This window comes from Streptomyces sp. NPDC048521 (assembly GCF_043199855.1).
Lineage (GTDB): Bacteria > Actinomycetota > Actinomycetes > Streptomycetales > Streptomycetaceae > Streptomyces.
This window is the reverse complement of the sequence record NZ_JBICWR010000026.1, coordinates 49,430-68,289: the sequence shown is the minus strand read 5'-3', so window position 1 is coordinate 68,289 and position 18,860 is coordinate 49,430. Positions and strand designations below refer to the sequence as shown.

General features: G+C 71.4%; 15 protein-coding genes. 5 read left to right on the top strand and 10 right to left on the bottom strand.

Annotation, left to right across the window (positions count from 1 at the left end):
- Positions 1-82: 82 nt before the first annotated feature.
- The gene (locus ACGFRF_RS37795; RefSeq protein ID WP_393747983.1) at positions 83-1,450 is read right to left on the bottom strand and encodes an alkaline phosphatase PhoX; all 1,368 of its coding nucleotides are present in this window, start codon (positions 1,448-1,450) and stop codon (positions 83-85) included.
- Between the two features lie 254 nt (positions 1,451-1,704).
- Between ACGFRF_RS37795 and ACGFRF_RS37790 the strand changes: the two genes are divergently transcribed.
- The gene (locus tag ACGFRF_RS37790) at positions 1,705-3,135 is read left to right on the top strand and encodes a hypothetical protein (protein ID WP_393747981.1); all 1,431 of its coding nucleotides are present in this window, start codon (positions 1,705-1,707) and stop codon (positions 3,133-3,135) included.
- Between the two features lie 79 nt (positions 3,136-3,214).
- On the opposite strand, the gene ykgO is transcribed toward ACGFRF_RS37790, so the two are convergent.
- From ykgO to rpmG, 3 genes are read right to left on the bottom strand one after another with little or no spacing between them, the layout of a single operon-like run.
- On the bottom strand, positions 3,215-3,337 hold the full coding sequence (ykgO, locus tag ACGFRF_RS37785; protein WP_393747979.1) for a type B 50S ribosomal protein L36: 123 nt from the start codon (positions 3,335-3,337) through the stop codon (positions 3,215-3,217).
- 35 nt (positions 3,338-3,372) lie between these two features.
- Complete coding sequence (locus tag ACGFRF_RS37780) at positions 3,373-3,636, bottom strand: type B 50S ribosomal protein L31 (protein ID WP_393747977.1); 264 nt, start codon at positions 3,634-3,636, stop codon at positions 3,373-3,375.
- 47 nt (positions 3,637-3,683) lie between these two features.
- Positions 3,684-3,848, bottom strand: a complete 165-nt coding sequence (rpmG, locus tag ACGFRF_RS37775) for a 50S ribosomal protein L33 (RefSeq protein WP_393747975.1) — start codon at positions 3,846-3,848, stop codon at positions 3,684-3,686.
- A 284-nt stretch (positions 3,849-4,132) separates the two neighbouring features.
- Here rpmG and ACGFRF_RS37770 point away from each other — a divergent pair, with 284 nt between their 5' ends.
- Complete coding sequence (locus ACGFRF_RS37770) at positions 4,133-4,939, top strand: SGNH/GDSL hydrolase family protein (protein ID WP_393747973.1); 807 nt, start codon at positions 4,133-4,135, stop codon at positions 4,937-4,939.
- Between the two features lie 102 nt (positions 4,940-5,041).
- Here the strand turns inward: ACGFRF_RS37770 and ACGFRF_RS37765 are convergent, their stop codons facing one another.
- From ACGFRF_RS37765 to ACGFRF_RS37740, 6 genes are all read right to left on the bottom strand, one after another.
- Positions 5,042-5,602, bottom strand: a complete 561-nt coding sequence (locus ACGFRF_RS37765; RefSeq protein WP_393747971.1) for a DinB family protein — start codon at positions 5,600-5,602, stop codon at positions 5,042-5,044.
- Positions 5,603-5,686: 84 nt separating this feature from the next.
- Entirely contained in the window at positions 5,687-6,229 is a 543-nt protein-coding gene (locus tag ACGFRF_RS37760; protein ID WP_393747969.1) for a GNAT family N-acetyltransferase, read from the bottom strand.
- Between the two features lie 89 nt (positions 6,230-6,318).
- Entirely contained in the window at positions 6,319-6,810 is a 492-nt protein-coding gene (locus tag ACGFRF_RS37755) for a cupin domain-containing protein (RefSeq protein ID WP_393747967.1), read from the bottom strand.
- A 167-nt stretch (positions 6,811-6,977) separates the two neighbouring features.
- On the bottom strand, positions 6,978-8,210 hold the full coding sequence (locus ACGFRF_RS37750; protein ID WP_393747965.1) for an FAD-dependent oxidoreductase: 1,233 nt from the start codon (positions 8,208-8,210) through the stop codon (positions 6,978-6,980).
- Between the two features lie 242 nt (positions 8,211-8,452).
- Positions 8,453-9,268 carry a maleylpyruvate isomerase family mycothiol-dependent enzyme gene (locus ACGFRF_RS37745; protein ID WP_393747963.1) on the bottom strand — a complete coding sequence of 272 codons (816 nt, stop codon included), beginning with the start codon at positions 9,266-9,268 and terminating at the stop codon, positions 8,453-8,455.
- Between the two features lie 145 nt (positions 9,269-9,413).
- Complete coding sequence (locus ACGFRF_RS37740) at positions 9,414-11,870, bottom strand: SpoIIE family protein phosphatase (RefSeq protein ID WP_393747961.1); 2,457 nt, start codon at positions 11,868-11,870, stop codon at positions 9,414-9,416.
- A 251-nt stretch (positions 11,871-12,121) separates the two neighbouring features.
- Between ACGFRF_RS37740 and ACGFRF_RS37735 the strand changes: the two genes are divergently transcribed.
- From ACGFRF_RS37735 to ACGFRF_RS37725, 3 genes are all read left to right on the top strand, one after another.
- The gene (locus ACGFRF_RS37735) at positions 12,122-14,188 is read left to right on the top strand and encodes a SpoIIE family protein phosphatase (protein ID WP_393747959.1); all 2,067 of its coding nucleotides are present in this window, start codon (positions 12,122-12,124) and stop codon (positions 14,186-14,188) included.
- A 95-nt stretch (positions 14,189-14,283) separates the two neighbouring features.
- A complete protein-coding gene (locus ACGFRF_RS37730) occupies positions 14,284-14,805 on the top strand; it encodes a YcxB family protein (protein WP_393747957.1) in 522 nt (173 codons plus the stop codon).
- 191 nt (positions 14,806-14,996) lie between these two features.
- On the top strand, positions 14,997-18,749 hold the full coding sequence (locus tag ACGFRF_RS37725; RefSeq protein ID WP_393747955.1) for a family 78 glycoside hydrolase catalytic domain: 3,753 nt from the start codon (positions 14,997-14,999) through the stop codon (positions 18,747-18,749).
- Positions 18,750-18,860: the final 111 nt, after the last annotated feature.

The following is an 18,860-nucleotide window of genomic DNA, read 5'->3' as shown; positions in this document are numbered from 1 at the left end:
GCCGTGTCGGGTGCGCGGCGGGCATGTCGTCGTCATGACGGGGCGAGTGACCCGCCCCGCCATGAGGAGGGCTGTCCGGAGTTCACCTTCGCCAGGGGCCGGTGACCGCGAAGGTGGTGCCGGGCGTGTAGCAGTTGACGTACATCGTCTCGCCGTCCGGGGAGAAGGTGACCCCGGCGAACTCACCCCATTCGGGCTCCTGCGCCGTCCCGATGTTCTGGCGGCCCCGGGCCATCGCGTACACCTCACCCTTGCGGGTCACGCCGAAGACGTGCTGGGCGCCGTTGCCGTCCTCGCACACCATCAGGCCGCCGCTGGGAGCGAGGCAGATGTTGTCCGGGGACTCGCCGGGCAGCTGTACATCGGTGTCCGGGCCGAAGACGACGACGAGGGTCAGCCGGCGGTTCGCCGGGTCGTAGCGCCAGATCTGGCCGTAGTGGTCGGCCGCGGAGCCGTCCGCGCTGCGGGCGAAGGACGACACGAAGTACACACAACTGCCGCCCCAGTAGCAGCCTTCCAGCTTCTGCGCGTGGGTGATGCCCGCGTGGCCGTAGTCCTGCAACCGCGTGGGGGTGGAAGCGGCCAGCGGGTCGGGTACGTCCACCCACTCGATGCCGTCGAAGCGCGCGCCGGTCTCCTGGATGGTCGACAGATCCGGTACGCCGGGCACCCGCATCGCCTGGAGCCGGCCGCCCGCGCGGAGTGAACCGACGCCGCCCAGCGGCTTGTTCGGCAGGAAGCGGTAGAAGAGGCCGAACGGCTTTTCGAAGGCGTCCTCCGTCTCGTAGACGACGCCGTTGCGCGGGTCGATCGCGATCGCCTCGTGCTGGAAGCGGCCCATCGCGGTCAGCGGGACCGCGCCGGTGCGCTGCGGGTCGGTGGGGTGGACCTCGAAGATGAAGCCGTGGTCTTTCGTGTAGCCGTTGGTGCCCGCCTTGTCCTCGGTCTCCTCGCAGGTCAACCAGGTGCCCCAGGGGCTGCGGCCGCCCGCGCAGTTGACGGCGGTACCGGCGATGGCGACCCGCTCGGACAGCACGCGGTGCTGCGCGTCGAGCGCCAGGGCCGTACAGCCGCCCTTGCCCGCCGGGTCGTAGGTGAGGCCGTCGACGGTCGGGACGGGGATCTTCGCGGTGACGCGGTTCTCGTGGTTGCGGACGAGGTGCGTACGGCCCTCTCTGCCGGCGAAGGCGGCCATGCCGTCGTGGTTGGAGGGGACGCGGCCCTCCCCCGAGCGGAGTTGGTCGCCCTCGCGGGAGAGCACGGTGTAGCGGAAACCCTTCGGCAGGTCGAGCAGGCCGTTCGGGTCGGGGACGAGCGGGCCGTAGCCGGTGTGGCCCAGGCTCTGCGCGGCGGCGGTGCCCGCGAAGAGTTCGGACAGGGCCCCGGTGAAGGCGATGCCCGCTCCCAAGGCACTCGCTCGGGCAAGGACCTGACGGCGTGTTGCAGACATGCGGCAGCAACCTTCCTGCTGGCGGACAGGAACTGTGACCCCGCTGTGTCTATCACCTGCCGCAGGCCGCGGGAACCACGCGCGTAGCACGTGTCACTTCTCGATGGCGTCGCGGTCGTCGGGAGCATGGGTGGACACGGCGCCGATGCGAGCACTATGACCGCAACGATCAGGGGCGTGGCCGTCCCGCCCAGCTCCTCCCTAGCATCCTCCCGTGGCGCAGCCGTGCGCCCTCCAGGACAAGGAGCCGCGCCGTGGACAGCCTGAGAACGTTCGCACGCATCCCCCGACGGTTGCGATCCGGCAGACAGCGTCGCGCGGAACTGGCCACGTGCCTCGCCGGGATCCTGGCCGGCGTGCTGACGAGCGCGCCCTCCGCTCACGCCGACCCGGGTCGGCCGGTGTCCACCGCCTGCCCGGCAAGCCTGACGGAAACGGCCGCGTGCTACACCGGCCGGGACAGCAACGGCGCGTACTACGCCGTCGCCGTTCCCAAGACGTGGAACGGTTCGCTCGTGGTACATGCGCACGGAGGGCCCGACCTCGGCGACGGCTCGGACCCCGAGCGCAGCGCCGGCGACCTGGACCGCTGGGCGGTGATGGTCAAGGAGGGCTATGCCCGGGCCGGTTCGTCGTATCGCCGGGGCGGCTACGGAACCCGGATGGCCGCCGAGGACACCGAGAACGTGCGGCGCCTGTTCACCGAGGAGTTCGGCACGCCGAAGCGGACCTATGTGCACGGCCAGTCCTGGGGCGGGGACGTCGCCGCCAAGGTGGTCGAGACGTACGGCTCGAAACACGGCCCGTACGACGGTGCGCTGCTGACCAGCGGTGTCCTCGCCGGCGGCTCACGCGGCTACGACTACCGCGTCGACCTGCGCGTGGTCTACCAGTACTACTGCCAGAACCATCCCCGTCCGACCGAACCGCGGCACCCGTTGTGGCAGGGACTGCGCGCCCGGTTGCAGGAGTGCACCGGCTACGCGTCGGCCCCACAGGAGCGGACCGCGGCGCAGCAGCGCGACCTCGACGACATCCTGGCCGTGACCGGCATCCCGGAGCGCACCCTGGAGTCGCACCTGCGGTTCGCCACGTTCACCTTCCGTGACATCGTGACCAACCGCCTCGGCGGCCGCAACCCGTTCGGCAACGAGGGGGTGTGGTACTCCGGTTCGCACGACGACAAGGCCCTCAACGCCGGCGTCGAGCGGTTCAGCGCCGATCCGGCCGCCGTGCGCGATCTGTCGTACGACAGCGACCTCACCGGCGCCGTGTCGATCCCCGTCCTGACGATGCACGCGATCGACGACCCGACGGCGTTCGTGGAGCACGAGGCGGCCTACCGCGCCACCCTCGAAGGCGCCCACCGGGGCCGGTACCTGGTGCAGACGTTCACGAAGGAGAGCGAGCACAGCGAGCTGAGCGACTCCGAGTACGCCAACTCCCTCTCCGCGCTCGACCGGTGGGTGCGCACCGGCAGGAAGCCCACCGCGCAGACGGTCGCGGCGTCCTGCCCGGCGTTCGACCGCGCGTACGGCACGGGTTGCTTCTACGACCCGGACTTCCGGCCGGCCCCCTACGCCTCACGGGTCGACCCCCGTCCGGGCGGCCTGGACTGGCCTGCCATGACCGCCGACCAGGAAAGGTCCTGGAGCCGGATCGACGGCGTCGGCATCGCTCCCTGAGACCTCACCGAGAGAAAACACGCACGGCCCGGTCCCGCTGCGCGCGGGACCGGGCCGGTCGTCTTCACGGCGCCGCGTGTCAGCCCTGGCGCGCCTTGAAGCGGGGGTTCTTCTTGTTGACGACGAAGACCACGCCGCGGCGGCGCACCACCTGGGCGCCGGGCTTCGACTTCAGTGAGCGCAGGGACGTGCGCACCTTCATGGCTGGGTTCTCCTCGTGCTCGGTGCGGATGCCGGTCAGCCGCGAGAGGGGGCGGGGCGGCGGCCGTAGCGGCGCTCGAAGCGTTCGATGCGGCCGGCGGCGTCCACGACCCGCGCGGTGCCGGTGGAGAAGGGGTGGCTGGCCGACGAGATCTCCACGTCGATCAGTGGGTAGGTGTTTCCGTCCTCCCACTCGATCGTCTTCGACGCCGTCGCGGTCGAGGGGATCAGGAAGAGCGTGCCGGCCGCACGGTCGCGGAAGACGACCGGCCGGGATGCGGGGTGGATACCGGGCCTCATGGGACTTGCCTCCTCGTTGCGGATCTTCTGGAGGGCGGCGCCGTGGTTCAGCGTTCCTCGCGGAAGGTGACGTGCTTGCCGGCGACGGGGTCGTACTTGCGCAGCACGAGCCGGTCCGGGTCGCTCAGACGGTTCTTTCGCGTCACGTAGGTGACGCCGGTCCCTGCCGTCGACTTCAGCTTGACGACGGGACGCACGGCGTTGCGTGCCATGAGGTTCTCCCTTCACACGCCCTGTCTTGCCCAGGGCATGACACCGATGGGAACACCGCTGGGTGCCGCGCCATTCCCGCCCTCTCCCCGGCGGACGGGTGACGGCTCACCGGGTGAACTCCGGCGAGGGGACCGGCGCGCCACAGCACCCCTCCGTACAGCCCGTGCCCCCGCCGTTACGGGGCGTTTGCCTGACGGCATTCGTTCAGGGCTGTGTCAACACGACGGAGCGGGGCGATCGGCCTCGGTTCGTGGGCGTGACCCGTCCGAGCTATAGCTGAGTCATGAGACGGTCCCGAATAGCGGCGTGTGCGTCCGCCTTCCTGGTCGCGGCCGCCTGCGCCTTCACCGGTCCCACGTCGGCGCCCGCGGCGCCCGGCAAAGCCGTACTGGACTATGTGGCCCTCGGTGACTCCTACTCGGCGGGGGTCGGAGCCGGCAGCTACGTCGCCTCCGGCACGGGCTGTATGCGCAGCAGCCTGGCCTTCCCCGTCCTGTGGGCCGCGAAGCACGCCGCGTCGTTCAGCTTCACCGCGTGCAACGGCGCCGGGACCAGCGAGGTCATGGCCGAGCAGCTCGGCCCGCTCACTGCCCGTACCGACCTGGTCAGCCTCAGCGTAGGCGGCAGCGACTCGGGCTACGCCCGCGTCATGGCGACCTGCGTGCTGCCGGGCACCACCGCCTGCGTGTCGTCCATCGCCCGCGCGCACTCCTTCATGGACGGGACGCTTCCGGCCAACCTCGATCGCCTGTACTCAGCCATCCGAAGCAAGGCACCCGCCGCGCGCGTCGTCGTGCTCGGCTATCCGCACTTCTACCAGCTCCACGGCACCTGCCGCAGAGGCCTGGACGACACGGAGAGGGCCGCGCTCAACGAGGCCGTGGACCACCTCAACAGCGTGATCGCCAAGCGCGCCGCCGACCACGGGTTCACGTTCGCCGACGTCCGGACCGCCTTCACCGGGCACGAGATCTGTTCCTCCAGCCCCTGGCTGCGCAGCGTCGACTGGCTGAACCTCGTCGAGTCGTACCATCCCACGGCATCCGGGCAGTCCCTGGGCTACCTTCCCCTCTTCGCCGACGCGGTCTGACCACGGCGTGTGTCCGGACCGCCGGCGAGGACCACGGCTCGGTCTCGTGCCGTCCCGGTCACCTCCAGTGCTTCCGGCCGTGGACGCAGCCCCACGCCCCGGTCACTGGCCCACCCGTCCGTCGATGCACTCGCGCAACAGGTCGGCGTGCCCGCAGTGACGGGCATACTCCTCGATCCGGTGCACCATCAGCTCCCGGATCGCGATCTTGTCCTTCCCCACGCGCTCGCCCAGATCCGGGTGTTCGGCCAGCGCGGCGTCGGTCGCGGCCTGTTCGCGCTCCAGATCGGAGTAGGCGGCGTCGGCCACGGCCTGCTCGGCGACAGCTCCCTCGAAGTCCGCGTCACGCCGGCCGTACAGCTTCGGCAGGGGGTCACCCTCGCTGATCCAGTTGCGCCAGTCCCGTTCCGCTTCGGCGAGGTGCCGGATCAGACCGAGCAGCGACATCGTCGACGGAGGGACCGACCGGCGGGCCAGTTGCTCCGCGTCCAGGCCGTCGCACTTCATCCGCAGGGTCATGCGGTAGTCCGTGAGGTAGCCCTGCAGCGTCGCCGGCTCGCCGTCCGGACCGGCCCCTTCGCTGTTGCGGGGGTCGTCGTCCGGGTCAACCCACATGTCGGGGTAGACGGTGGCCCGGGTCCATCGTGCGGGTTGATCACTCATGCGCTCCATGGTCGTCGTGAGGGCCCCGGTTCGCCAGTGTCCCGCGTCGGAAATGCGTTGCCCGGTCGGCGTCTTCGCCAAGGCCTATGGCGCTTCAGCACCCGGTCCGCCCTGTTCGGCCCGCGCTCCGGGTGCGGAGGTGACATCCGCCAGACTGCGGAGATAGGACAGACCGGGTCGGCCGGACAGCTGCGTCTCGCCGACGACGGCGAACCCTGAGCGGGTCAGCACGGCCCGCGATGCCGCGTTCTCGAGCGTGGCCGCGGCACGCAGGAAGGTCAATCCGTAGCGGTGGGCCGCCAGTTCACACAGCTCCCGCACGGCCCAGGTGGCCAGCCCCCGGCCCGAGGCGCGCTGTGCGATCCGGTACCCGAGGTCGGCACCGCCATCCGCGACATCCACGAGATTGATCCGCCCCAACACCTCGCCTTCGGCGCCGACCAGCACGTGAAAGTAGCAGGTTCCGGCCTCCTGCTCGGCGAGCAGGGCCCGGTGCCGCTCGTCGAACCGAGCGAAGTAGTCATCGCCTCGATCAGGGACGGACGCGGCGAAGTACGCCCGGTTGTCCTGTTCGAAGCGGAGCAGCGCCGAGGCGTGACCTGGACGGAGCAGCTGTATCTCGGGCATGACCACGAATATAGGGAACCCCACCGCCGCCCCGCCCGGCAGCGCCTGATGCCGCCACCCGCACGTGTGATCACGGCCGGCGACGTGTGCTACGGCCTTGCCGGGGGGACTGGGTAGGAGCTGGTCCGGTAACGGCTGCGGAACTCGGCCAGCAGTTCATCGGTCGCTTCGGCCCCGGCGTTCACCGCGGCGTGGACGTCGCGGAAGTAGTTCTCGTAGCCGGCCGGGGTGTAGAGGCACAGGGCGCGTGCGGCGGCGGGGCCGGCATTGCGGAAGCCGTGCGGGGTGCCTCGGGTCGCGGCGAGCAGGTCCCCGGGGCCGGCCGTCACCTCGCCGTCCCCGGTGTGGAGCGTCAACTCGCCGTCGAGGACGTAGAAGTACTCGTCGTGTCCGTCATGCACGTGCGGCCTGGCACCGATGGTGCCGGGGGCGAGGCCGAACTCCTCGAAGGCAAAGCGCCCACCCGTGTGCTCACCGGTGAGCCGGAAGAAGTGCGCGACCCCGGCGACATCGATGAGTTCGCCGTCCGGTGAGCGACGCAGCAGCGGGCGGGCGGGAATCCGGGACAGGTCATCGGTCATGAGGGCATTGTGATCCAGGTCAGCGCCGATGACCGGTGGGGGGTGACCGAGCCCGTACTAGCTTCCCGCTTTCGGTCCGGTGCGAGCCGTGTGGTGGGTGCGTCCGGCGTACGGCACCCAACAGACCTGTGACTCCGTTCCGGCAGGCACCGGACGCACGGCGGCGGTCATCGGACGGCAGCGTCGGGAGGGCGTTCCCGGAGCGCGCCGTACGCGATGAAGTAGGCGGGGAGGCGGCGTGTCCATCGGGCCCCGGTGAACAGGCGTGCGATGCGCTCGGCCCGCTCCGCGCTGCCGAAGGGTGGCCGGCCCTGGAGGACCGGCGCGATGACGCGGGCGTGGGCCATCCGCTGGAGCGTCTGTGCGGTGACCGTGGTGGGAGCGCGGCGGCGCTGCACGCCGCGCACGTCGCGCAGGCGCACGGTACCGCGGCGCAGTGGCTCGGCCAGATGGCGGGCGGCGGCCACGGCGTCCTGGACCGCGAGATTGATGCCGATGCCGAAGACGGGGGACATCGCGTGCGCCGCGTCGCCGATGCACAGCAGGCCTGGGCGGTGCCAACGGCGCAGGCGGTCCAGGCGTACGTCGAGGAGCTTGACCTCGTCCCATGAGCGCAGGGCGTGCGCGCGGTCGGCGAGCCAGGGGACGGCGGCGGTGAAGTCGGCCAGGAAGCGGTCGAGTCCGGCGGCACGGCGCCGGGGGTCGGTGCCCTTGGGAATGAGCGCGGCGCACTGCCAGTAGTCACCGCGGTCGATCATCGCGGTCAGGAACCGGTCACCCGCGCTGCCGACGAGACCGCGTGGGTCGCCTTCGTGCCGCGGCAGGCGGAACCACCAGGCGTCCATGGGGCAAGTGAAGCGACGCAGTCCCAGTTCCGGCCGGGAACGGGCCAGTGATCCTCGGCCGTCGCAGGCGACGGTGAGCAGGGCGCGCAATGCGCCGGTGCGGCCGTCGGAGGTGCGGTAGCGCACCCCGGTCACGCGTCCGGATTCGATCAGGAAGGAGGTCGCTTCGCTGTTCATCCGCAGGTCGAAGGACGGCTCGCGCCGGGCCTCGTCCGCGAGCAGGTCCAGCAGGTCCCACTGGGGCACCATCGCCACGTAGTCGTAGGGACCGCGCAGTACGGCCAAGTCCGCGACCGTGACCGGTGAGCGGCCGGCCCCGACCGGGAGCTGGACGGTACGCACCCGGCGTTGCGGCAGCCGGGCGAAGCGCTCGGCCAGGCCCAGATCGTCCAGGAGCGCCAGGGTGGAGGGGTGGACCGTGTCACCGCGGAAGTCGCGGAGGAAGTCGGCGTGCTTCTCGAGTACCGTCACCGCGACGCCCGCCCGGGCCAGCAGCAGGGCGAGCACCATGCCCGCGGGGCCGCCTCCCACCACACAGCATGTGGTCCGTTCCATTGCAGCCCTGCCCTTCTTCGGAGAGAGCAGTAATTCGTCACTTGATGAATATGGTAGCGCGCGCGACGGATGCGCGAAGGGGCGCGACCCGACGTCAGCCGTTGCGGCCACCCTCCCCCGCTGCTCCGGGGCCCCGGCGCCGTTGCACCCCGGCACGCTGTTCGGGGAGCCGAACGGCGTCGAGCGCTGTCCCTGGGCGGGTGGTTCCTGACCCGCCCCGGAGCAGCACGGTCAGGAGTGGATCAGAAGGCCGTTCGGGCGAACCACCGGTCGAGCACCTCGGACTGTCCCGAGACGTCGAAGGCGGACTCCCGGTAGGACCGCCGGCCGTAGAGGAGCAGCAGCAGGCCTGCCGCCCGCCCTCGCACCGCCACCGTGTGGGGCCCGGACTCCGCGTGCTCGCCGTCTGCCCGCCGGAGCAGGCGGAAGCCGTCCGGGTCCAGTCGCACCCGCCACTCCTCGCCGGTCGCGCCACCGGAGTCCGTGCACTGGAACGCGATGATCTCGCCGTCGCCGCGCAGCTTGTCCACATCCGGGGCGAAGAGTCCGGCGAAGGGCAGGTTGACGAGGAACTCGTCCACGCCGTCCGCGGCCAGGACGGGGTCGATGTCCGGTTCCCGGCCGACGGCACGCTCGGCGTCCACCCGGTGGACGAGCGTCTCGAAGAGCATCCGGCGGGCCCAGAAACGGGCGTGCTGGTCCTCACCCCAGGCCCACATCGCCGCCAGCGGGTCCGTGGCCCGCAGCACGGCCGCCACGTCGGGGACTCCCGCCGCCACCCAGTCGGCACGGTCCCGCGGATCGTCCGGCAGCCCCAGGTCCATGTCCCGGCTGCGCGGAGGCTCCTGCACCAGCCGGGTCAGCAAGGTGCAGAACCAGCGCTGCAGCGCTCCCACGTGCAGGGTGAGATCGGCCAGGGTCCAGTCCGGGCAGGAGGGCACGGCGCGCCCGGGGTCGGCGCTGTGGACCACTTCGGCGAAGCGCCGGGTCTCGCGTGCGATGGCCTCACGGTAGGTGTCGTACGGCAGAGGATGCCCCGCCCTGCTTGTCGCTGCCATCACTGCCGCCGTTCTGTCCTAGGTGGGGTTCCGCGGTAGGTGTTCCGCCGTGATCAGTGTGGATGCTGGAGTCCGCTCGAAGGCAAGTCGGGGCGGTCCCCGGTCCTGGAGGTCGGGGGATCGTCCGGCCGGCTCGGCCTCGGGCTCAGCAGATCGCCTGTTCGGCCCAGATGATCTTTCCCTCACCCGTGTACCGGGCGCCCCAGCGATGGGCGAGCTGGGCGACCAGGAAGAGGCCGCGGCCGCCCTCGTCCGTGCTCCGGGCATGCCTGAGTCGGGGGGCGGTGCTGCTGGCGTCGGCGACCTCGCAGGTCAGGCGGGTGTCGCGGAGGAGTCGCAGCCGTATGGGGGGTGCGGCGTAGCGGATCGCGTTGGTGACGAGTTCGCTCACGATCAGTTCCGTCGTCATGGCCAGGTCCCCGAGGCCCCAGTCCTCCACCTGGCGAGTGGCCCGCGCCCGTGTCTCGGCGACGGCGGCCGGGTCGACGGGCACGTCCCAGGAGACGACGTGGTCGGCCCCCAGGACGCAGGTGCGGGTCAGGAGCAGGGCGATGTCGTCGGGCTGAGGCACGGGTACGAGCCGCTGCACGGCGGACGCGCACAGCGTGCCGAGGTCCTCCTCGGTCCGTGCGAGGACCTCCCCGAGCCGGGCCATGCCCTGTTCCATGTCGTGGTCGGGGCCCTCGATGAGACCGTCGGTGTAGAGGCCGAACAGACTGTGCTCGGCCAGCTCGATCTCGGTGGCTTCGAACGCCATTCCCCCCAGGCCCAGCGGGGGCCCGGCGGGTATCTCCGGGAAGTAGGCGTCTCCGTCGGGTGTGACGACGACGGGGGGCGGGTGCCCGGCCCGGGCCATCGCGCACCGCCTGGTGACCGGGTCGTACACGGCGTAGAGACACGTCGCGCCGATGAAGGTGGCCGTGCCGGGGGCGGCGACGGCGGTCTCCTCGTCGCTCAGCCGCAGCACGAGGTCGTCGAAGTGGGCGAGCAGCTCGTCGGGGGGCATCTCCATGTCGGCCAGGGTCTGGACGGCGGTGCGCAGCCGCCCCATGCTCGCCGCCGCGGCGATGCCGTGTCCCACCACGTCCCCGATGACGAGGCCCACGCGGGCGCCGGACAGCGGGATCACGTCGAACCAGTCGCCGCCGACGCCGCCCGTCGGGTCCGCCGGCCGGTAGGAGGAGGCCACCTCCAGGGCGGTGCCCCCCGTCAGGGCGGGTGGCAGCAGGCTGCGCTGCAGGGTGACCGCCGCCGTGTGCTCCCTGCTGTAGCGGCGGGCGTTGTCGACACACACCGCCGCTCGGGCCACCAGTTCCCGGGCCAGCAGGACGTCGTCGGGCCCGAAGGAGGCCGGGTTGAGCGACCGGGCGAACGTGGTGAGGCCGAGGACGGTGTGCCGTGCCCGCATCGGTGCGGCGATGAGCGAGTGCAGCCCGAACTCGCGGAGCCGTTCCGCCCGCTCGGGTTCCCGGGACACCCACAGGGCGTCGGACGGATCGAGGGCCGGGATGAGCAGCGGATCGCCGTCGATGAGCAGGTTCACGTCGTGGGGCGGCGGGACGAAGTCGACACTGTCGCCGATCCCGGCCACGGCCTCGGGACAGCCTTCCCGCACCGAGCGCAGCGCGGCGCGGCGCATCAGCAGCCGGGCGGGCGTGGGTCCCCCATCGGTCGGCCACACCCCGTGCTCCTCGGTGCTGAGCACCGGTTCCAGCAGGTCGACGATGACGAAGTCCGCGAAGCGGGGAACGGCGAAGTCGGCGAGTTCCTGAGCCGTCCGCATGACGTCCAGCGTCCTGCCGATGTTGGTGCCCGCCTCGTTGACCAGCGACAGCAGCTGCCGGGCGTTCCAGCGCTCGGTGACGTCCAGGACCATGTAGCAGACGCCGGTGATGGTGTCGTCGGCGTCCACGAGAGGGAAGAACGACGTCGAGTAGGCGTGCTGGCGGTGCGGGTCGGCCCAGCTCCACCCCACGTACTCGTAGTCGGTCACCGGTACTCCGGTGGCGAGCACCTTGCGCATCAACCCCTCCAGGGTCTCCGCCTGCAGGCCGGGCAGCAGCTCGCTCAGCCGCCGCCCCAGCCGCTGCTCACGGGGAACCCCACCGAACCGCTCAAGGGTGTCGTTCAGCCAGACGTAACGCAGCTGGGGGTCCAGGACGGCCATGCCGACGGGCGAGCGGGTCAGGAACCCGTCGAGGACGGACTGGCCCATCGTCCACCACGGCTTCTGTTCACGTGCCGACACCAGGAAGCACTCGTCCTCGCCGATGCGGAAGGACGCCGAGACCCGCAGATGGACCTCGATGCGGCGGCCGTCACGGTGTCGTACGGTGATCAGCCCGCTCCAGCCGTTCCCGGCACGGCACCGCTCCGCGATGCCCGCGACCCTCATCGGATCGTCGGACATGGCCGGCAGACGCGCGACGGAGCCGCCGACGACCTCCGAGGCCGGATAGCCGAACAGTGCTTCGGCGCCACGGGTCCAGCCGACCACGACGCCGTCTCCCGACACCACCGCGGCCGCGTCGGTGGACGCGTCGAAGAAATCACCCGGCCCCTCGGACGGGGATGCGGCGGTACCGTTGCGCGCAGATTCCATCAGCTCCACCCATACACCACTATGGGCCCGATAGGGCTTATGTTCCTGATGTACATGTTCCTCATGTGCGGGCTCCGATGTTGTGCCTGATGCGGGCGTGGCTGACGTGCGGTGTGCCGAGGGCAGCGCCGGGTTGGGTCGGCGCAGCGACGGAGGGAGCATGGAGGGACCGGTCCTCAGCACGCAGACGCGCGGCCAGGGCGACGTCGACCCGCGAGGTAGGCCGACCGGCCGGTGGAGGTGGATCCGGGATGGCAGTGGACTCCTTCGAGACCGGCCATGACGGGAAGCGGCCCGAGCTGCCCCGGCCGACCGGCCTGCTGGACGTGCTCAGCGTGGCCGCGGTGGCCCTGGACACCCGTGGGCGTGTGGTCTTCTGGTCCCCGCAGGCCGAGGAACTCTTCGGCTACTCCGCCGAGGAGGCCCTCGGCAAGCACGCGGCACGCCTGCTCGTCCACCCCGAACACCTACAGGCCGTGATGAGCCTGTTCGAGGAGGTGCTGGAGACCGGCCGTGGCTGGGCCGGTGCGTTTCCCGTGCGGCACAAGGACGGCAGCAGCCGCCTGACGGAGTTCCGCACCATGCGGCTGCTGGACGACCTCGGGGACGTCTACGCCCTGGGCATCGCCGCCGACCACACCTTGCTCCAGCGCGTCGAGACCGACCTGGCGCTGTGCGAGCGGCTCATCAACCAGTCCCCCATCGGTCTGGCCCTCATGGACCCCGACCTCAACTACCTGCTGGTCAACCCGGCACTGGAACGCATCGACGGCATCCCCGCCGAGGACCACATCGGCCACCACCTGAGGGAGACCCTGCCCTTCCCGGACGTGGACACCGTCGAGTCCGCCCTGCGCCAGGTGCTCACCACCGGCACGCCCCTCCTCGACCAGTACCACGTGGGCCGCCCCCCGGCCGATCCCGAACACGAGCACGCCTGGTCGCTGTCGTTCTACCGCCTGGAGGATCCCGGTGGCCGGACCCTGGGCGCGGCCGCCTCGGTGGTCGACGTCACCGAACGCCACCGCGCGGCGGGCGAGGCCGACCGGGCACGGCGGCGCCTGGCGCTCATCGCCGAGGCCTCCATGCGGGTCGGCACCACGTTGGACGTCCAGCAGACCGCCGACGAACTGGCCGAGATCACCGCCCCGGCGCTGGCCGATGTGGTGGCCGTGGACGTCCTCGACTCCGCGCTGGCCTGCCGTCGGCTGCGCACACCCGACAACGGCCCGGAGATCTTCCGGGCTCTCGCACTGAAAGCCGCCCACCCCACCGTCGCGCTGCGCGCCGCCGACCCGCCCGGAGACCTCGCGGCCTACGAGGGCGACCGCCTGGTCACCCTGTGCGTCCACACCGGCCGGCCGGTCATGGTCCGCCATGTCGGGGCACGCGATCTGCCGCGCATCGCCCGGGACGCCGAGGCCGGCGCCCTGCTGGCCCGCGCCGGCGTCCACTCGTACCTCGTCGTGCCCTTGATCGCCCACGGCGAGGTGATCGGTGCGCTCGATCTCAAGCGCACCCGCAACCCGGCGCCGTTCGACGAGGACGACGTCATCCTGGCCGGCGAACTGGCCGGCCGTGCCGCCGTGGCCATCGACAACGCACGCTGGTTCCAGAGCGTCCGCAACACCGCGCTCACCCTCCAGCGCAGCCTGCTCCCCGACCACTCGCCGCACCACACGGGTCTCGAGGTCGCCTCCCGCTACCAGCCCGCGCAGGCCACCAGCGAGGTCGGCGGCGACTGGTACGACGTCATCCCGCTGGCCGACGACAAGACCGCCCTGGTGGTGGGTGATGTCATGGGCAACGGCATCGACGCCGCCGCCACGATGGGCCGGCTGCGCACCGCCACGTGCGCCTATGCCGAACTCGACCTCGCGCCCGGCGAGGTGCTCCAGCACCTGGACAAGGTCACCTGCGATCTGGAGCACTACATCGTCACCTGCCTGTACGCCGTGTACGACCCGCGCACCAGGCGGTGCACCATCGCCAACGCGGGACACATGCCGCCCGCCCTGGCGCGCCCCGGCAGCGCGGCCACTCTCCTCCAACTACCCACCGGGGCCCCGCTGGGCGTCGGCGGCATCCGGTTCGACGCCACGACGGTCGAACTGCACCCCGATGATCTGCTGGTCCTCTACACCGACGGCCTCGTCGAGACCCGTCAACACCCCATAGACGACCGCCTGAACGTCCTCCTCAGCTTCCTCGACGAACCCCACCGGCCGCTCGAGGAGACCTGTGACCTCCTGCTGCACGGCCTGCGCCATCCCGACGACCACGACGACGTGGCCCTGCTCATCGCACGGGCGCTGTAGGTGGACCCGTCACGGCACGAGGACAGAGCCTTGCGGGGTTGCGAAACGGAGGTGGCGTATCACGGCGCCCGGCCCGGGCAGTAGGCTCCCTTTCCGTGGTCGTGGACATGGGGCGGGACGGAAGACAGGACATGGTCGAGCTGGTCTACCGGCCGACGCGCGCCGACGTCCTCGCGGGCGTCCGGTTCCGTGAGCGCCGTCGGGGCCTCCACCTACTCCGGTGGGGCCTCACGGGGCTGTTCGGGGTCGGCGCCGTGCTGGCGGTGACCGCCCCGGAGATCTCCGCGCTGTCGTGCGTGACGGCCGTCTTCTGCGCCGTCCTGATCTGGTCGCTTCCGCGGCTCCAGGCCCACCACGCGCTGCGCACGGTCTCCTGGCAGGGCGAGTACCGCACGTCCGTGAGCGAGACGGGGATCACGGCCGAGACCGCGCACACGACGCTCGTACAGCGCTGGTCGGTCTTCCGCGGATACCGCGAGACCCGCGACCACGTGGTGCTGCTCAGCCGGGACCCCAACATCCTCCTCGTGGAGGTGCTGCCCAAGCGCGGGCTGCGCTCAGCGCCGGACGCGGAGCGGCTGCGGGCCCTTCTGAGCCAGCATCTCCCCCGCGTCTGACCCTTTCCGGGACGTGCGGGGCACGCCGTGCGCGGAGCCGGCGAGCCCACGGAGCCGTCCTGAAATGATGCGCCGCGATCTCTTGACGGCCCACCCCAACTCTCATACGTTGCCACCGCATCAATCGATTGAAACGTTTCAATTCAGCTCGGCCGTTCTACTTCGCCCGTTCCGTGTGAAGGAGTACTCCGTTGGCCCGTCAGACCACTCCCCCCACCCCCGACTCGCCCGCCCCGGACGACCGACACCCGCTCAGCCGACGCCACTTCCTCGGCGCGGGATCGGTGCTGGCCGCAGGTGCCCTCGCCACGGGAGCCGTCGGCGCGTTCTCCGGCCGTGCCCAAGCGGCCACCGGCACGCCGCACATCGAGCCCGTCGGTCTGTCCCCGGCCCACTGGATCTGGTACCCGGAGGGGAATCCGGGCCGCGACGCCCCCGCCGGACACCGCTACTTCCGCAGGAGATTCACCGTCGCCGAAGGCGAGGTGACGGACGCTCAGCTCGTCGTCACGGGCGACGACACGATCGACGTGTGGCTCAACGGGAAGCCCCTGGCGGCGTCCCCCAGGGTCGCCCACTCCTGGCGCAACGCCCTGTATGTGGACCTGCGGCCCGCCTTGCGGCCCGGCACCAACACCATCGCGCTGGCGAGCCGTAACCGGGGCGGCTCCGCGGGGGTCATCGGGCGGATACGAGTCCTGACCTCCGGCGGCACGACCGACGTGGTCACCGACGCCGGCTGGTCGGCGGGCAAGGCGGTGCCCGAGGGATGGGAGCAGCCCGCCTTCGGCGACGGCAGCTGGCCCGCCGCCCGGGACCTCGGCGCCTATGGGACCGCCCCCTGGCACACCGGGGTCCTCGCCCCCGACCTCGCGGCCGCCTCACCGCTGAGCGTGGCGGCCCGCACCGTGGAGCACCGCACCAGGCCGCTGGGGGTCGACGCCGCGCGGCCGCGGTTCGGCTGGAAACTCGACTCGACGGCGCCGCAGCAGCGGCAGGCCGCGTACCGGATCCAGGTGTCGTCAACGGCCGACGGCACCGGCGACCTGTGGGACAGCGGCCGTGTCCCGTCCGACCGGCAGATCGACATCGCCTACGGCGGCCGCCCCCTGGCGAGCCTGACCCGCTACTTCTGGCGGGTGCGTGTCTGGGACACCCAGGGCCGGGCCGCCTCGTGGAGCGCACCCGAATGGTTCGAGACCGGGCTGCTGGCGGCGGCCGACGAGTGGCGGGCCGCGTTCATCGGCCGGCCGCCGGGTCCGGACCTGTCGGGGGCCGGCTGGATCTGGTACCCCGAGGGTGATCCCGGGGCAGGGCGTCCCGTCGAGACCCGCTACTTCCGGCGCACCTTCACGCTGACCGGTGCGCCGGCCGCCGCGACCCTGGTCGTCACCGGGGACGACACCGCGGACGTCTGGGTCAACGGAACCCCGGTGAGCACCTCGCCACGGGTGACCGACTCGTGGAAGAGCGCCGCCGTGGTCGATGTCACCGCCCACCTCACGAGTGGCGGCAACACGATCGCGATCGCGAGCCGGAACTCGAGCCAGTCCCCGGCCGGAGTCATCGCCAAGCTGACGGTGACGGGTGGCCCGACCGTGGTCACCGACGCGTCGTGGAAGTCGTACCAGGACGCGCCGTCCGGCTGGCAGACCTCCGGGTTCGACGACGGGGACTGGCCCGCGGCGCGTGCGGTCGCCTCGTACGGCGGTGGCCCGTGGGGGTCCGGCGTGCGCGTCGTCGGGCCCGCGCCGCTCCTGCGCAAGAGCTTCTCGGTGCGCAAACCAGTGGCCTCCGCCCGGCTGCTGACGACCGCGCTCGGACTCCACGAGACCCGGCTCAACGGTGCGAAGGTCGGCGACGACGTGCTGGCTCCCGGCTGGACCGACTACACCAAACGCGTGCAGTACCAGGTCTTCGACGTCACCGCACGGATCCGGCAGGGAACGAACGCGCTCGGCGCCTGGCTGGGCAACGGCTGGTACTCCGGCAACCTCGGCTTCGCCGGCAGCCAGCGGTACGGCACCCAGCCGTGGTACGCCGCGCAGCTGCTCCTCACCTTCACCGACGGCACCACCCAGCTGGTGACGACGGACGGCAGCTGGAAGACGAGAACGGGCGCGATCACAGCGGACGACCTGTACCACGGCGAGACCTACGACGCGCGTCTGCACATCAGCGGCTGGGACGGCGCCGACTTCGACGACAGCGGCTGGGCCGCGGTGGCCGTCCGCGACGGGACCGCACCCCACCTCGTCGCCCAGGTCGACAACGGTGTCACCGTCCAGCACGAGTTCCGTGCCGTGTCGGTCACCCAGCCGCAGCCGGGGGTGTGGATCTTCGACCTGGGGCAGAACTTCACCGGCTGGAACCGCATCGCGCTCCGCGGCGACGCCGGCACCACGGTCAGCATCCGGCACGGGGAGGTCCTCAACCCCGACGGCACGCTCTACACGACCAACCTGCGGGCCGCCCAGGCCACCGACCGATTCACCCTCGCCGGCACCGGGGACATCGAGACGTACGAGCCCCGGTTCACCGTCCACGGCTACCGGTACGTCGAACTCACCGGCCTGCCGGCCGGCTTCAAGCCCGGCCACGGCACCGTCACCGGTCGCGCGGTGTGGACGGACGCCGCACAGCCGGGCACGTTCCACACCTCCGACGCGCTGGTCAACCGGCTCCAGCACAACATCGTGTGGGGCGAACGCAGCAACATGCTCTCCATCCCCACCGACTGCCCCCAGCGGGACGAACGGCTGGGCTGGACGGGCGACATCGCCGCCTTCTGCGCGACGTCCACCTTCAACCTGGACACCCACACCTTCCTCGCCAAGTTCGCCGACGACCTCACCGACGCCCAGCAGGCCGACGGCGCCTTCACCGACGTGGCGCCCGCGGTGATCAACGGTGCCGGCACGGCCGGCTGGGGCGACGCGGGAACGATCATCCCGTACACGCTGTGGCAGCGCTTCGGTGATCTCGCCGTCATCGACCGGCACTTCGCGGCGATGGCGAAGTGGGTCGACTACCTGCACAGCACCGCCGGAAGCGACCTGATACGCGATCAGCAGACCTTCGGCGACTGGCTCAACGTGAACGACAACACCGCGCAGGACCTCATCTGCACGGCCTACTTCGCCTGGTCGGCCCGTCTGGTCGCGCGCATGGCGGCGGCCACCGGCCGTACGGCCGAGGCCACGTCGTACGGGCGGCTCGCCGACCAGGTGGCAGCGGCCTTCACGGCCCGCTTCGTCACGGACGACGGCACCGTCCGCGGCAACACCCAGACCGGTTACGTCCTGGCCCTGGCCTTCGACCTGCTACCCGCGTCCCTGGTCCAGCCGGCCGCGGACAAGCTGGCCGCCAAGGTCGCCGCGACCGACGGGCACCTCAGCGTGGGCTTCCTCGGCGTCGAGAACCTGCTGCCCGTGCTGGCCGACCACGGCCACGCCGACACCGCGTACCAGATCCTGCTGCAGCGCGGCTTCCCCGGCTGGGGCTACATGATCGACCACGGTGCCACCACGATCTGGGAACGCTGGGACGGCATCCGTACGGACGGCTCCTTCAACGACCCGGGCATGAACTCGTTCAACCACTACGGTCTCGGCTCGGTCGGCGACTTCCTCTACCGTGAGGTCGGCGGACTCGGTCCCGCGAGCCCCGGCTACGCCTCCCTGCGCATCGCACCGCGTCCCGGCGGCGGGCTGACCTCCGCCGACAGCAGGTACGACACGCCCTTCGGCAGCGCGGCGAGCGCCTGGTCGATCTCCGGCACACGACTCACCCTGCACGTCACCGTGCCCGTCAGCACCTTCGCCACCGTCACCGTCCCCACCTCACGGCCGCAGTCGATCGTCGCCCCGGCCGAGGCCGTTCCGGCAGGTCCGGCGAGCTATCACCTGCCCGCCGGAAGCTACACCTTCAGCGCGCCGATCTGACGACGGCCGAGCGTCGGCCGCCCACGTCCCGGCAGCGCTCCGTGCCGCACGCGGCGGCGCCGGGGCCGAGTGGATGCCCGCGGGGTACGGTCACACGGCCGTGCCCCGCTC